The organism is Pseudomonas sp. A, from assembly GCF_056270345.1.
Genome location: NZ_CM149873.1, coordinates 3,523,449 through 3,537,375, shown reverse-complemented (window position 1 = coordinate 3,537,375; position 13,927 = coordinate 3,523,449). Strand labels below are relative to the sequence as shown.

The window sequence follows — 13,927 nt, the reverse complement described above, 5'->3', positions numbered from 1 at the left end:
CTGTCTCCGTTGTTCTTGTTGTGTGCAGAGAAACCTTGCCGGGGCGGCCTTCAGCCGAGGTCGCCACCGCCCACCGGCAGGGTCACGCCGGTGATGTACGAGGCCTCGTCAGAAGCCAGGAAGAGGATCGCGCCGACCTGCTCGTCGAGGCTGCCATAGCGTTTCATCAGGCTGCTGGACAGGGTCTGGTCGACGATCTGCTGGTACCAGGCCCGCTCCTGGGCGCTCTGCTCGGCCTCGTTGCGCGGAATGCGCCGCGGTGGCGCCTCAGTGCCGCCGGGAGCGGTGGCGTTGACCCGGATGCCGCGCCCGGCGGTTTCGAAGGCCAGGCACGCGGTGAGCGCGTTGACGCCGCCCTTGGCCGCGCCGTAAGGCACGCGGTTGACGCCGCGGGTGGCGATGGACGAGACGTTGACGATGGCGCCGCTGCCGCGTTCGAGCATGTACGGCAGCGCCGCGTGACAACACCACAGGGTGGGGAACAGCGAACGGCGCACCTCGGCCTCGATCTGCTCGACCTGGTAATGCTCGAAGGGCTTGGCCCAGATGGTGCCGCCGACGTTGTTGACCAGGATGTCGAGGCGGCCGAAAGTCTCGACGGCGCGGGCCATGACCTGGGTGCAGTCGGCATGCCGTTCGAGGTCGGCGGTGAGGGTCAGCACGCCCTCGCCCGCCAGTTCGTGGACCAGTTCGGAGCGGTCCACCGCCACCACCTGCGCGCCCTCGGCCTTGAGCCGCCAGCACACGGCGCGGCCGATGCCCTGGGCGGCGCCGGTGACCAGGGCGACTTTGCCTTGGAATCGGTTGTTCATGTAGATCTCCTGCTTGATCCGGAAATGCCGGGAGGGCTCCGCCCTCCATCGCGGCACAAGGCCGCTCCTACAGAAAAGCGCGATCCCTTGTAGGAGCGGCCTTGTGCCGCGAAAGGGCCGCAACGCGGCCCCGGCGCTCTCGAAATTCATGGATAAAAAGAGGCCACCCCACCCGCACGATGCAGGCAGCCCCATAAAAGCTTCAGGCCGCCGCCGCGAACTTCTCGTAGTAGAAATTGGCCGGGGTGATGCCCTGCTCGCGGATGTACTGGCTGACCGCCTCGACCATCGGCGGCGGGCCGCACAGGTACACATCGACATCGCCGTCATTGAGGTGGCGTGGCTCGATGTGCTGGGTGACGTAGCCCTTTTGCGGATACTGGCTGTCGGGGTTGGCCACACAGGCGCTGAAGGTGAAGTTGGGAATGCGCGCGGCCAGGGCTTGCAGGCGATCCAGTTCGACCAGGTCGAAGTCGTTGGTCACCCCGTAGACAAGGTGCAGCGGATGCCCACTACCCTGCTCGGCGATCTTCTCCAGCATTGCGGTGAATGGCGCGAGGCCCGTGCCGCCGGCCAGCAGCAGCAAGGGGCGCTGGATCGGCCGTAGGTAGAAGCTGCCCAGCGGCCCGGCCAGGCTGAGGCTGTCGCCGGCCTTGGCCAGCTGGGTGAGAAAGCTGCTCATCAGCCCGCCCGGCACATTGCGAATCAGGAAGCTGACTTCGCCGTCCTTGGGCAGCGAACTGAACGAATAGGCGCGGCTCTGCTCGCTGCCCGGCACCTTGAGATTGACGTACTGCCCCGGCAGGAATGCCAGGCGACTGAGCGCCTCGCCCTTGATCGAAAGGGCGATGGTGCTGGCCGACAGCTGGCGCACGTCGCTGATGGCCGCTTCAAAGCTGGCCTGCTCGGTCTTGCACAGTTGCGACGAAGCCGGGATGCGCACCACGCAATCGCTGGCGGCGCGCATCTGGCAGGTCAGCACGTAACCCTGGGCGATTTCCTCCTGGCTCAGGGCGTCCTCGATGAAGTTGTCGCCCAGCTCGTAGTGCCCGGACTCGGCCTTGCACTTGCAGGTGCCGCAGGCGCCGTCGCGGCAGTCCAGCGGGATGTTGATGCCCTGGCGGTAGGCGGCGTCGGCCACGGTCTCGTGGCCTGCGGCCTCGATGAAACGGGTGACCCCGTCCTCGAAATTCAGTGCGATCTGGTAGCTCATGGTGCACCTCGCAGGCGAGCCTGGGCGCGGCGCGCCATCAGGCACACCGACAGGCTCGGCGGTGAATCAGATGTGGTAGATGTCGATGACCTGACGCACGTAGTCGTTCTTCAAGACCACCTTCTTGGCCTTGATCAGCGGCTGTTCGCCGCGCAGGTCGAGGGTGTAGAAGCTGGTGCCGAAGTAACTGTCGGTGGTCTTGTAGCGAAAGCTCAGGGTGTGCCAGTTGAAACGCAACTGGCAGCTGCCCTCGTCCGCCGCGACGATCTCGATGTTGCTGAGATTGTGCGAGGTGCGGGTATCCGGGACCGTGGCGCTGGAACGCTCGGTCTTGATGCGGAACACCCGGTCCTCGAGGCCGCCACGGTTGCCGTACCAGATCAGCGAGATCTCGCTTTGCGGGTCTTCGGTCAGGGTGTCGTCGTCATCCCAGGAGGGCATCCAGAAGGTCGCGTCACAGGCGTACAGCTCCAGCCACTGGTCCCACTGGGCGTCGTCCAGGTAGCGCGCCTCGCGGTAGAGGAAATCGCGCACGGTGTCATGCAGGCTCATTGCACGGCCTCCACGGGGATCAGCTTTTGTTCGTCCTTCAAAGCCTGGACCATGGTGTCCTGCCAGTACTTGTGCTGCAGCACGAACAGGCCTTCGTCTTCGGTGCGCACGCCCGACAGCAACGGCTTGAGCGCGATCTCGCTGGCCGCCGCGTCGGCGCCTTCGATCCAGTGCCTTGCGCCCCGGGACATGTCGTTCCAGCCGGCACCTGCGCCGTAGCCGGTCTGGCAGGAGCGGAACTCTTCCAGGTCGTCCGGAGTGGCCATGCCGCTGACGTTGAAGAAGTCCTCGTACTGGCGGATGCGCCGGGCGCGGGCCTCGGCGCTTTCGCCCTTGGGCGCGATGCAGTAGATGGTGATCTCGGTCTTGTTCACCGAGATCGGTCGGGCCACGCGGATCTGCGAGCTGAACTGGTCCATCAGGTAGACGTTCGGGTACAGGCACAGGTTGCGCGAGTTCTCGATCATCCAGTCGGCGCGGGCCTGGCCGAAATCGGCGGCCAGTTGCTCGCGGCGCTCGTAGGCCGGGCGATCCTCGGGGTTGGCCCAGCGGGTCCAGAGCAGCAGATGCCCGTGCTCGAAGGAGTAGAAGCCGCCGCCCTGCTTGGCCCAGGCGCCGGCGCTCATGGTCTTGATCTCGTCGCCCGCCTCGCGCTGCTTGCGCTGGTTCTGGGTGGCGGCGTAGTTCCAGTGCACGGAGCTGACGTGGTAGCCGTCGGCGCCGTTCTCGGCGGTGAGCTTCCAGTTGCCTTCATAGATGTAGGAGCTGGCGCCGCGCAGCACTTCCAGGCCCTCGGGCGACTGGTCGACGATCATGTCGATGATCTTCGCCGACTCGCCCAGGTGCTCGACCAGTGGCTTGACCTCGGCATTCAGACTGCCGAACAGGAAGCCCCGGTACGACTCGAAACGGGCAACCTTGGTCAGGTCGTGGGAGCCGTCGCAGTTGAAGCTGTCGGGGTAGCCGGCGTTGCCCGGGTCCTTGACCTTGAGCAGCTTGCCGCTGTTGTTGAAGGTCCAGCCGTGGAACGGGCAGGTGTAGCTGGAGCGGTTGCCGCGCTTGTGCCGGCAGAGCATGGCGCCGCGGTGGCTGCAGGCGTTGAGGAAGGCATTGAGTTCGCCGTCCTTGTTGCGCGCGATGAAGATCGGCTGGCGCCCCATGGTCAGGGTGAGGAAGTCGTTGTTGGCGGGAATCTGGCTTTCGTGGGCCAGGTAGATCCAGTTGCCCTCGAAGATGTGCTTCATCTCCAGGTCGAACAGGCGCGGGTCGGTGAACATCTCCCGCTTGCAGCGATAGACGCCCTTCTCCCGGTCATCCTCGAGCAAGGCATTGAGATAGTCGAATCCCAGGGACATGGCCAGGGCCTCCGTTGTTATTGTTCAGGCCGGGTCAGGTTAGGTCCCTGGGTGGGACGGGGATATCCGGATTGTGCAGAGTGCTATCCGTTTTGTGCAGGCTCCTTGTGTGTTGCGGTGCGCTGATGGGGCGCTACTTCCACGCTTGCGGTAGAGATGAAAGCGCCAGGCGCGCTGGGATGGCTGGTACTGGTTTTGCCGGTGCTTGCTCGGAAAGTGCGGTGACCGAGTAACACTCAACGCCCCGTCGTGGTCATGCGATGAGTCGTCGCCGCACCTTGATCGCACATTAAAGCCACCCGCCAAAAGCGAACAGGTTATTTCCGAGACAGCAGACTAGACAGGACTAAAGTTGTTGGACTCACGGACAGCGGAACCCTGATTGTTAGGATTTTTGGGGGAGTTAGAGGCAGACTTGTTAGCAACAAGCACCGAATTTACAGCGGATAGCAAAATTGAAGGCCTCGAGGAAGAATTTGAGTCTATATAAAACTCCGCAGAGGTGCTTGACCATGCGTTTTTTGGCTCTGGCTTAACATTTACTCTCTTCTCAATTATTGCTTCACTTGAACTTTCAACCGACTCAGTGACCGCCTCCACCCTTCCATTTTCATGGAATACCTTTCTTCTCTTCGAGAGTCCCAGCACGGGTGTATTGTCATCGACAGCCTTCATCTTTCCATTTTCAAGGAATATTCTTCTTTTATCAGCGGCTGTTAAAAACGACGTATTTTTAGACACCATGCTTTTTGAGGTGGGTTGCCCACCCACATGCCCCGTCGGATCGATCCGAGAAACAGGATCCCCACTACAGTACATGTAACAATTCCCCCCGCCTGCCCCAAAAGGACTGTAGCTATCAGGCGAGTTGAACCGCATCAGCACCGGATTGTAAGCACGATAGCCATTGCCCAGCAGGTAATGACCAGAGATCAATTCACGAAGCTGCCCGCCGAATCGCAGGCATGGCCCAGTTGCAAGGCTGCCGTGGCCATAGACCGTATAGGCTAACAGGCTGGACCCACCAACGGCGTGCATTACTGTCCCAAGGATGTCCACTTGCATGAGTTGAGTAGCCATGATCTTTGGTAGGCCTATCTGAAAATCATAGGCTCCGGCCTCCTTCGGTCATTTACAACTGGTAAATCTGATAGGTTGCCCAGTGATGTATACACCTCACGGGCTATCGCCCTCAGGGCCGACGTGTATTCACATACAGGTTTGCGCTACTGCCCCATCTCGAAGAATGCGGCCAAGGCGCCGCCAGAAGTGAACAGCTTTTTTTGAGACAGGACACTTGCCCCAAGGTCAGTTCATGCAAGGCAGGGGTCAAACCGTCGCGTTTCTGGTACAGCATCGTCACGCGCTTTCATGGCTTTTGAGCAAGCCGAACGCCGCGTCATTCCCAGCAGACGATGTCCCGCGACTTCGCCCGGCCAGCAAACTTCAATAATTGAGAGTGAGCAATGCCGCGCAGTGCGCCCTCCCAAGAAAGCGCAGCTCAATGCTCAGGAGCTCTCCCGCACCATCAGCTCGAACCCCAGGTCCTGCTGCCCGGTGGCCACCCGCTTGCCGTCGAGCAGCGCCAGCAGCGCCTGGGCCGCGCCGCGGCCGACCGCCGAGCGCGGGGTGCGGATCGAGGTCAGGCGCGGGACCATGTGCGCCGAGGCCGGCAGGTCGTTGAAGCCGACCATCGCCACCCGCTGAGGCACCTCGACGTCCTCGCGCAGCGCCTGCAGCACCGCGCCCTGGGCCAGGTCGTCGTTGCAGAAGAAGATCCCGTCTACGTCCGGCGCCTTGGCCAGCAGGCGGCTGAACAGCGTGCCGCCCAGGCCGATGGACGACGGCTGCGGATCGAGCATTTCCAGCTCGGGCGCCTGCAGTCCGGCCTCGGCCAGGGCCTGGCGGAAGCCCTCGGCGCGCTGCATCACCCGCGGGTCGAGCTGCGCGGCGATGAAGCCCAGGCGCCGCCGGCCGCGCTCGATCAGGTGACGCGCCGCGGCGCGCCCGGCCTCGTGCTGGGAGAAGCCCACCGACAGGGCATCGGCCTCACCACCCAGCTCCATCATATGCACGCACGGCACCCGGCTGGCGGCGAGCATCTGCCGCGAGGCGTCGCTGCGTTCGAAGCCGGTGAGCAGCATGCCGCACGGCTGGTAGGCCAGGTAGTTGCGGATCAGGTTCTCTTCCTCGGCGATATCGTAGTGATAGTTGCCGATCAGCACCTCCAGGCCACGGGGGCGCATCACCTCGTGGATGGCCTCGAGGGTATCGATGAACAGCTGGTTGGACAGCGACGGGATCAACACCACCACCGACTGGCTGCGCGCCGAGGCCAGGGCACGCGCCGCCGGGTTGGCGACGTAGCCCAGGCTGGCCGCTGCGGCCATGACCTTCTGCGCCAGTTCCGGCGCGACCGTGCTGACGCCGCGCAGGGCGCGGGAGGCGGTGATGGGGGAAACCCCGGAAAGCCTGGCGACTTCCGCCAGGGTGGGACGACCGGTAGTGCGCGAGCCAGTGCGGGACATGAGTATTGTAATTTTACCGCTTGCAGGAATGGGGAACGGTCACTAAGGTAGCGCTGTCTCTGAATGCAGGCAATGCAATCTTGGTAGGGTCTGTACGAAATGTGTCTGCGCGAAGGCCAGACAAGGCGATAATGGGGGGAGCAAGCGCAGTGTACTGGAGTACATGAGCATTCCGAGCCCCGTTTCAACGCAGTATGGGCGAGTGCAGATACATTTCGGACAGAGCCTGGCAGGCATGCGTTCAGCGTCCATACTGCCAAAGACAAGATCAATAACACCCGGGAGGGTGGCGCATGACCTTCGGCTCGTCCCGGCCAAGACAGCGCTATCTCACCCAGCAGGAGGTACAGATGAACCCTACCCTGTCCGCGATCGTGGTCATGGGCGTAGCCGGCTGTGGTAAAAGCAGCGTCGGCGCCGCCATCGCCACCCGCAGCGGCGGCCGCCTGATCGAAGGCGATGCCTTCCACCCCGCCGCGAACATCGCCAAGATGAGTGCCGGTATTCCCCTGGACGACGACGACCGCGCCGGCTGGCTGGTGCGTCTGGGCCAGGAGCTGCAAGACACCCTGGCCGCCGGCGAACGCCCAATCCTGACCTGCTCGGCCCTCAAGCGCCGCTACCGCGACACCCTGCGCCAGGCCGTGCCCGAACTGTGCTTCGTGTTCCTCGAACTGACCCCGCAGGAAGCGGAAAAGCGCGTGCTGGCCCGCCCCGGCCACTTCATGCCGGCCAGCCTGATCGACAGCCAGTTCGCCGCGCTGGAACCGCCGCACGCCGAGCCCCTGACCCTGGCCCTGGATGCCACCCGCCCGCTGATTACCCTGGCCGAGGACGTGCACCAATGGCTAAAGCCTTGCGGTGAGCAGGCGCTGGCGCGGACTGCCTGATCCGGCGGTTTTTCCGGCTCACCAAAGACAGCGCTGTCTCCATGCTTCTCAAGACGCAATGACGCAAGACACGCGACACCAAAACAACAACGAAAAGACCGAGGTTCACGAACCATGTTCGGACTGGCTACCGATACCTTCCTGTTGCTCGACGCACTGGTCACCATCGTCGGGCTCATCCTGCTGATCACCCATTTCAAAGTCCACCCCTTCGTCGCCCTCACCCTGGCCGCAGGCTTTCTCGGCCTGACCTCCGGCATGCCGGTGGCCAAGGTGATGAAATCGTTCCAGGACGGCTTCGGCGGCGTGCTCGGCTTCGTCGGCATCGTCCTGGCGCTGGGCACCATGCTCGGCAAGCTGATGGCCGACTCCGGCGGCGCCGACCAGATCGCCCAGACCCTGATCCGCGCCTTCGGCAAGCAGAAGGTGCACTGGGCGATGATGTTCGCCGCCTTCCTGGTGGGCATCCCGCTGTTCTTCGAGATCGGCTTCGTGCTGCTGATCCCGCTGGTGTTCATCGTCGCCCGCCGCTCCGGCGTGTCGCTGGTGAAGATCGGCATCCCGCTGCTGGCGGGCCTTTCGGTGGTGCACGGCCTGGTGCCGCCGCACCCGGGGCCGCTGCTGGCGATCGGCATCTTCCACGCCGACATCGGCAAGACCATCTTCTACGGCCTGCTGGTGGCCCTGCCGACCGCGGTGATCGCCGGCCCCCTGTTCGGCAACTTCATCTCGCGCTACATCCCGGGCAACCCGTCCCAGGAGCTGATGGACCAGATCGCCCGCGAGTCGAACCAGCAGAACCTGCCGAGTTTCAGCGTGACCCTGATCACCGTGCTGCTGCCGGTGGTGCTGATGCTGCTGAAAACCTTCGCCGACGTGGTACTGCCGGCCGAGCACATCGTGCGCCAGTGGATGGACCTGATCGGCCATCCGATCACCGCCCTGCTCGCCGCCCTGCTGCTGGCCTTCTACACCTTCGGTTCGGCCCGCGGCTTCAACCGCCAGCAGATCATGAAGATGCTCGACCAGAGCCTGGCGCCCACCGCCGCCATCGTGCTGATCGTCGGCGCCGGCGGCGGCTTCAAGCAGATGCTGGTGGACACCGGCGTCGGCAACGTGATCGGGCAGATGGCGGTACAGGCCGAGATCTCGCCGATCCTGCTGGCCTGGCTGGTAGCGGCGGTGATTCGCATCGCCACCGGCTCCGCCACCGTGGCCACCATCACCGGCGCCGGCATCGTCGCCCCGGTGATCGACCTGGTGCCGGGGGTCAACCGGGAGTTGCTGGTGCTGGCCACTGGCGCAGGTTCGTTGATCCTGTCCCACGTCAACGACGCCGGGTTCTGGCTGGTCAAGCAGTACTTCAACATGACCGTGGCCGAGACCTTCAAGACCTGGAGCATGATGGAGACCATCCTTTCGGTGGTCGGCATCATCTTCATCATGCTGCTGTCGCTGGTGGTGTGACCGTTGGTCGCCGTCATGGCACCTTGCTGACGGGCCACAGGCCCAAGTGAGACAGAGGCCCTGCGCAGGCAGGGCCGCTTTCTCCGTCGCAAAGGAGCCTGCCCCATGAAACACGCCTTCCTCCTCGCCGCCCTGCTCGCCTCGCCACTGGCCTTGGCCGCCGGTACCGGCGCCACCTACCCTGACGATCCGCACAATCCGGCGCCACAGCCGGGGGTCGACAGCACCCTCAACCCGATCGAGAAGCCCATGCCGCGGGATACCGACCCGCGGATCAAGGGCAATGACCCGGAAAGTCCGCCGGCCGAACAGAACGATGATCGTGATCTGCCGGGGATGGGAGGTAGTGGATCGGAAGGGATGGGGCGTGACGGGGGAAGCTCAGGGAGCAGCAAGCCCTGAGCCCTGCCACCTGACATTTTTACCAGTTGTACAGCACCCAGTGGCGCACCAGTATTACCAGGTAATACTGGTCGGGGGCGACACATGGACAAATCAAACCGGGGCCGTTCAGCAGCCCCGGGAATACTGGCTGTCGACCGGCAGGCCACTATATTGAGGAGGAGCCATGTATCACAGCCCTCCACATTCACCTATTGCCCTTACGGCTACCTACCTGAACGTAACGACTCAACGTTGTTGAGGTTCAACGGGCAGCCTCTGGAACTGCCCATCCCCCTCTATCTTCTGGGCAATGGTTATCGCGCCTTCAATAGCGTCTTGATGCGCTTCCACTCCGCCGACAGTAAAAGCCCGTTCGGTGATGGAGGCATCAATGCCTACACCTACTGCGCGGGTGATCCGGTCAACAATACCGACCCGTCCGGGCATATCTTGGAGAAAGTCCGTAATGCTATTACCGGAAGGGTTGAATTCGAAGGGTCATACCAGGTTCTGTTCAAAGGTAATGACCAGATTGCGCCAACCGTGTTCCATAAAGAGGTACTACGTAGTGGAATGGCAGGTTTCGTTACACACTCCAAACTAGGCAGCCCGCTATTGATGGATGAGTTCGGTAACCTAAATAATGCGAAATCAGTGGCTAGGGAGGAAATCGGTCCCAGGCTGAAGGGGTTGAAAGCCTACCGCGAAGCCCCAAACAAGCCTTTCATGCTGCTCGCATGCTATGCAGGGACCGCCGCTGCGCAGATTGTCGCCAATACATTGAACAGACCGGTTATTGCAGTCATGGGAAAGCTCAGAGCACCCAAGGCCCACCTGATTAATCAGCTTTCAGAGGATGGTAAACCAATGCCTCTGCGTGAGTATGATCCTGAGGACAATGACAAGCTGATAACAGCAGTGCTTCATACGTTTTATCCTATGGCGCAAGTCCGCAGCGCCTCTTAGGTACTAAGCGGCGCCGTTTTCGTCTTTAACATCAGCCCTTTCAAAGTGTTGATCATTGGCGTCCGACTTAGGCCTGCCGGGGCCGCTGTGCGGCCCTTTCGCGGCACAAGGCCGCTCCTACAGGGATTGCGCTGGGCTGGTCACCACTGGCGCTTGTCTGGACGGGTCAGGCCGAGTTTTTCGATCTTGTAGCGCAGCATGTCCCGCGACAGCCCCAGCAGCCGTGCCGACTTGGTGACGTTCCAGTCGGTGCGATCCCAAGCGTGCGGCAGACCATGTCGCGCTCCATGTCCGGCAGGCTGGCGGCGCCCGGAGGCTCGTGGCGCGGTGCTTCGAACGCTAGCACCTGCGCGGGTTGCGCCTGTGGCTCGTCGACCAGGGTCAGGCACAGGGGCGTGACGGTGGTGGGTCAGGGACTGGCGGGAAACCTTGAGCTCACAACGCTACTCGGTCCCTGTAGGAGCGGCCTTGTGCCGCGAAAGGGGTGCGAAGCGCCCCCAGGATTCGTGCATCAAGCTAATATCGCCGGGGCCGCTGTGCGGCCCTTTCGCGGCACAAGGCCGCTCCTACAGGGATCGCGCTGGGCTGGTCACCACTGGCGCTTGTCTGGACGGGTCAGGCCGAGTTTTTCGATCTTGTAGCGCAGCATGTCCCGCGACAGCCCCAGCAGCCGTGCCGACTTGGTGACGTTCCAGTCGGTGCGATCAAGCGTGCGGCAGACCATGTCGCGCTCCATGTCCGGCAGGCTGGCGGCGCCCGGAGGCTCGTGGCGCGGCGCTTCGAACGCCAGTACTTGCGCGGGTTGCGCCGGCGGCTCGTCGACCAGGGTCAGGCACAGGTTCAGCTGATGGGCGCCAATCACCTCGCTGGGGGCCAGCAGCACCGTCTGCTCGAGCATGTTGCGCAGTTCGCGTACATTGCCCGGCCAACCGTAGCCCAGCATCAGCGCCTCGGCCTCGGCCGAGAAACGCAGGTTGGGCTTGCCGTAGCGCCGCCCGTGATGAGCCAGGAAATGCCGGGCCAGGCGCAGGATATCCTGCCCGCGCGCGTACAGGCGCGGTACCTTGAGGGCGATGATGCGCAGGCGGAAGAACAGGTCGCGGCGGAACTTGCCCTGCTGGACCATCTGCTCGAGGTTGCAGTTGGTGGCGCTGATCACCCGCAGGTCGACCTTGCGCTCCTTGACCGCGCCGATGCGGCGGATGGTGCGGTCCTCCAGCAGCTTGAGCAGCTTGGCCTGCAGCACCAGGTCCATCTCGCCGATCTCGTCGAGGAACAAAGTGCCGCCGTCGGCCGCCTCGACCAGGCCCACGCGACGTTCCTTGGCATCGGTGAAGGCGCCCTTTTCATGGCCGAACAGCTCGGCCTCCAGCAGGTTGGCGGGAATCGAGGCGCAGTTGAACTCGATGAACGGACCCTTGGCCCGGCTGCCGTCGAAATGCAGGGCGCGGGCCACCAGCTCCTTGCCAGTGCCGGTCTCACCCTCCACCAGTACTGGCGGCAGGTCGCCGCTGGCCATGCGCTGCTCGGCGTCGAGCAGCTGGCGCAGGGTGTGCTTGAGCTCGAGCATGGCCGGCGACTCGCCGATCAGCGCCTGCAACCCGGACTTCTGCGCCTCGCGCTCCTGGTAGAACGACAGCGTGCGCTCCATGCGTTCGGCGGCCAGGGCCTTGTCCAGCATCAGCTTGAGCTCGGCCAGCACCACCGGCTTGGTCAGGTAGTGGAACGCCCCCTCCTTCATCGCCAGCACGGCGTCCTCGACGTTGCCGTAGCCGGTCATCATGATCACCTTGAGCTCCGGCGCCTTTGCCACCAGCGTGCGCAGCAGGTCGTGGCCGCTCATGCCGGGCAGCGAGTTGTCGGTCAGCACGGCGTCCGGCTGGGCGCGCTTGATCTGCTCCAGCGCCAGTTCCGCACTGTGGCACACCGTGACCTCGAAGCCTTTCAGGCCCAGGTAGGTGCGAATGTTGTCTGCAAGGATTTCATCATCCTCTACCACCAGGATGCTGTGCTCCATGGTCCCCTCCCGCTGCAATGTTGAAAGTCAGGCTGACGCGGGTTCCTTCCTCTTCGCGGCTGGTCAGTTCGACCGCGCCGCCAAAGCGTTCCATGATCCGTTTGACCAAGGCCAGGCCGACACCCAGCCCGCCCTGCTTGGTGGTGAAGAACGGCTTGAACACCATGCGCCGCTGCTGCTCGCTCATGCCCTTGCCGGTGTCGCTGAGCTGCAGCTGGGCCTGCTGGCCCTCCAGCTGGCGCACCTCGGCGCGCAGCTCGCCACCCTGGGGCATGGCCTCCAGGGCGTTGGCGAACAGGCTGTTGAGGATCTGCGTCAGTTGCAGCGGCTGGCTGGCCACCCATTGCGCCGGCGGCCCGTCGAAGGCGAAACGTACGCCGTTGCGCTCGATCTGCGGGGCGAAGGCCTGGCGCGCATCCTCGATGGCCGCCACCAGGTCCACCGACTCGGCTTCGTCGCTGGTCGGGCGCAGCGACACCAGCAGGTCGCGGACCCAGCGCGACATACGGTCGACCTGGGTGATGATGTCGCCAATGTTCTTCTGCGCCGCCGGACTGGCGATGTCCTGCGCAAGTTCGGCGCTGGAGCGGATGTTGGCCAACGGGTTGCGCAGGCTGTGGGCCACCGCCGAGGACATCTCGCCCAGGGCCACGTAGGTCTCGCTGGCCACCAGGCGGTCCTGCTGGTGGTGCAGCAGGCTGGCGGCGCGGCGCACGATCCAGAACAGGCCGAAGTAGATCAGCGCCCCGCCGACCAGGGTCGAGGCCCAGATCAGCACATAGCCGCGCTGGATACGTCGCACCAGGTCCTGGGGTTCCTTGTAGATCTCGACCATGGCCAGCACCTGTTCACCCTGGCTGTCGAACAGCGGGATGTAGTTCTCGATGAACAGGTGCCGGGGCTCGCGCTGGAACTTCTGTTCCTCGCGGTCCTCGTCGGCCTTGTGGTAGCTGGCCGATACCGCCTTGCGCGAGTGGAAGGCATGCTCCAGGTCGTCGTCCTCGTCGATGCGCTTGCCGATCAGGTTGGGGTTGGTCGACCAGACCACCAGGCGGTCGCGGGCGTAGACATTGGCCAGCAGGGTGTCGGGCAGGTGTTCGACGTGGTCGAGAAACTCGACCCGGGTCGACTCCGCCAACTGCGGGGTGAACTGCAGGTGTTGCTGGTCCAGGCGCGGGTCAAGCAACTCGCCCATGGTGATGCCCGGCGGCAGTTGCGAGTGACGCACCTCGGCCTGGGCCATGGCCTGGATGAACTGGGCGGTGAGCATGGCGTCGCGCTCGACGCTGTCGCGTACCACGAAACGCGTCGAGACGTACCCCAGCCCGCCGGCGACCGAGGCGATGATCAGCAGGCTGACCAGCGAGAACCAGCGCAGCAGGTTGAACTCGCGCAGCGGCGCGGCCAACCCGCTGGCGGAGGCGCCGGGCTTGTCTGGGGCTTCGTTTTCGAGCGTCTGCATCGCGTCGCTCCCGCCTGGGGCCGATGAGGGCTATCGGCATGCCCTTGCTACCGGTGGTAGCAAAGTGACTCCATTGAGCCCGGACAGACGATGCCGCCTCAGGCCTGTATCAGGTCTAGCAAAAACTCAGCCAGTACATTCAATATTCTATTTTTTATTATAAATCATAGACTTAAATAAATTTGTTAATGCTAAATGTTGAAAAACCCCCCACTTTTGGGGAATTGCTACCCACATCCAATAAATTGCTTATAAAACAATTCATTAAGAGACATTTCTAC

At 63.3% G+C, this 13,927-nt stretch carries 12 protein-coding genes and 1 pseudogene; 4 read left to right on the top strand and 9 right to left on the bottom strand.

Going from position 1 to position 13,927, the window contains the following annotated elements; translation table 11 throughout:
• Positions 1–50: 50 nt before the first annotated feature.
• From AC0MAZ_RS15780 to gntR, 6 genes are all read right to left on the bottom strand, one after another.
• Complete coding sequence (locus AC0MAZ_RS15780; protein WP_234560989.1) at positions 51–812, bottom strand: 1,6-dihydroxycyclohexa-2,4-diene-1-carboxylate dehydrogenase; 762 nt, start codon at positions 810–812, stop codon at positions 51–53.
• Between the two features lie 202 nt (positions 813–1,014).
• A complete protein-coding gene (gene benC / locus AC0MAZ_RS15775) occupies positions 1,015–2,025 on the bottom strand; it encodes a benzoate 1,2-dioxygenase electron transfer component BenC (protein ID WP_475858452.1) in 1,011 nt (336 codons plus the stop codon).
• A 66-nt stretch (positions 2,026–2,091) separates the two neighbouring features.
• Positions 2,092–2,577: a benzoate 1,2-dioxygenase small subunit gene (gene benB / locus AC0MAZ_RS15770; protein ID WP_475858450.1), complete on the bottom strand. Its 486-nt coding sequence runs from the start codon at positions 2,575–2,577 to the stop codon at positions 2,092–2,094.
• Complete coding sequence (benA, locus tag AC0MAZ_RS15765; RefSeq protein ID WP_475858448.1) at positions 2,574–3,932, bottom strand: benzoate 1,2-dioxygenase large subunit; 1,359 nt, start codon at positions 3,930–3,932, stop codon at positions 2,574–2,576. The genes benB and benA overlap by 4 nt, the downstream gene beginning before the upstream one ends.
• A gap of 336 nt (positions 3,933–4,268) precedes the next feature.
• Positions 4,269–4,997 carry an RHS repeat-associated core domain-containing protein gene (locus AC0MAZ_RS15760; RefSeq protein WP_475858447.1) on the bottom strand — a complete coding sequence of 243 codons (729 nt, stop codon included), beginning with the start codon at positions 4,995–4,997 and terminating at the stop codon, positions 4,269–4,271.
• A 443-nt stretch (positions 4,998–5,440) separates the two neighbouring features.
• Positions 5,441–6,460: an HTH-type transcriptional regulator GntR gene (gene gntR, locus AC0MAZ_RS15755; RefSeq protein WP_475858446.1), complete on the bottom strand. Its 1,020-nt coding sequence runs from the start codon at positions 6,458–6,460 to the stop codon at positions 5,441–5,443.
• Between the two features lie 350 nt (positions 6,461–6,810).
• On the opposite strand from gntR, the gene AC0MAZ_RS15750 reads away from it, so the two are divergent.
• The 4 genes from AC0MAZ_RS15750 (at position 6,811) to AC0MAZ_RS15735 (ending at position 10,167) form a co-directional block, all read left to right on the top strand.
• Positions 6,811–7,350, top strand: coding sequence for a gluconokinase (locus AC0MAZ_RS15750; protein WP_232855150.1), 540 nt, complete (start codon positions 6,811–6,813; stop codon positions 7,348–7,350).
• A gap of 114 nt (positions 7,351–7,464) precedes the next feature.
• Positions 7,465–8,817, top strand: coding sequence for a GntP family permease (locus AC0MAZ_RS15745; RefSeq protein WP_203646753.1), 1,353 nt, complete (start codon positions 7,465–7,467; stop codon positions 8,815–8,817).
• A gap of 105 nt (positions 8,818–8,922) precedes the next feature.
• Positions 8,923–9,219, top strand: a complete 297-nt coding sequence (locus tag AC0MAZ_RS15740; protein WP_475858445.1) for a hypothetical protein — start codon at positions 8,923–8,925, stop codon at positions 9,217–9,219.
• Positions 9,220–9,303: 84 nt separating this feature from the next.
• On the top strand, positions 9,304–10,167 hold the full coding sequence (locus AC0MAZ_RS15735) for an RHS repeat-associated core domain-containing protein (RefSeq protein WP_475858443.1): 864 nt from the start codon (positions 9,304–9,306) through the stop codon (positions 10,165–10,167).
• Positions 10,168–10,307: 140 nt separating this feature from the next.
• Here AC0MAZ_RS15735 and AC0MAZ_RS15730 read toward each other — a convergent pair.
• The 3 genes and pseudogenes from AC0MAZ_RS15730 to AC0MAZ_RS15720 form a co-directional block, all read right to left on the bottom strand.
• Positions 10,308–10,558: pseudogene (locus AC0MAZ_RS15730) on the bottom strand (helix-turn-helix domain-containing protein); the annotation flags it as partial.
• Positions 10,559–10,756: 198 nt separating this feature from the next.
• Positions 10,757–12,184: a sigma-54-dependent transcriptional regulator gene (locus AC0MAZ_RS15725; protein ID WP_203646755.1), complete on the bottom strand. Its 1,428-nt coding sequence runs from the start codon at positions 12,182–12,184 to the stop codon at positions 10,757–10,759.
• A complete protein-coding gene (locus AC0MAZ_RS15720; protein ID WP_203646756.1) occupies positions 12,153–13,646 on the bottom strand; it encodes a sensor histidine kinase in 1,494 nt (497 codons plus the stop codon). Before AC0MAZ_RS15720 ends, AC0MAZ_RS15725 begins: the two co-directional genes overlap by 32 nt.
• Between the last annotated feature and the right edge of the window lie 281 nt (positions 13,647–13,927).

Coding starts and splice junctions, on each gene's coding strand:
- AC0MAZ_RS15780 (WP_234560989.1), bottom strand. CDS start 812: ATGAACAACCGATTCCAAGGCAAAGTCGCCCTGGTCACCGGCGCCGCC.
- benC (WP_475858452.1), bottom strand. CDS start 2,025: ATGAGCTACCAGATCGCACTGAATTTCGAGGACGGGGTCACCCGTTTC.
- benB (WP_475858450.1), bottom strand. CDS start 2,577: ATGAGCCTGCATGACACCGTGCGCGATTTCCTCTACCGCGAGGCGCGC.
- benA (WP_475858448.1), bottom strand. CDS start 3,932: ATGTCCCTGGGATTCGACTATCTCAATGCCTTGCTCGAGGATGACCGG.
- AC0MAZ_RS15760 (WP_475858447.1), bottom strand. CDS start 4,997: ATGCAAGTGGACATCCTTGGGACAGTAATGCACGCCGTTGGTGGGTCC.
- gntR (WP_475858446.1), bottom strand. CDS start 6,460: ATGTCCCGCACTGGCTCGCGCACTACCGGTCGTCCCACCCTGGCGGAA.
- AC0MAZ_RS15750 (WP_232855150.1), top strand. CDS start 6,811: ATGAACCCTACCCTGTCCGCGATCGTGGTCATGGGCGTAGCCGGCTGT.
- AC0MAZ_RS15745 (WP_203646753.1), top strand. CDS start 7,465: ATGTTCGGACTGGCTACCGATACCTTCCTGTTGCTCGACGCACTGGTC.
- AC0MAZ_RS15740 (WP_475858445.1), top strand. CDS start 8,923: ATGAAACACGCCTTCCTCCTCGCCGCCCTGCTCGCCTCGCCACTGGCC.
- AC0MAZ_RS15735 (WP_475858443.1), top strand. CDS start 9,304: ATGGACAAATCAAACCGGGGCCGTTCAGCAGCCCCGGGAATACTGGCT.
- AC0MAZ_RS15725 (WP_203646755.1), bottom strand. CDS start 12,184: ATGGAGCACAGCATCCTGGTGGTAGAGGATGATGAAATCCTTGCAGAC.
- AC0MAZ_RS15720 (WP_203646756.1), bottom strand. CDS start 13,646: ATGCAGACGCTCGAAAACGAAGCCCCAGACAAGCCCGGCGCCTCCGCC.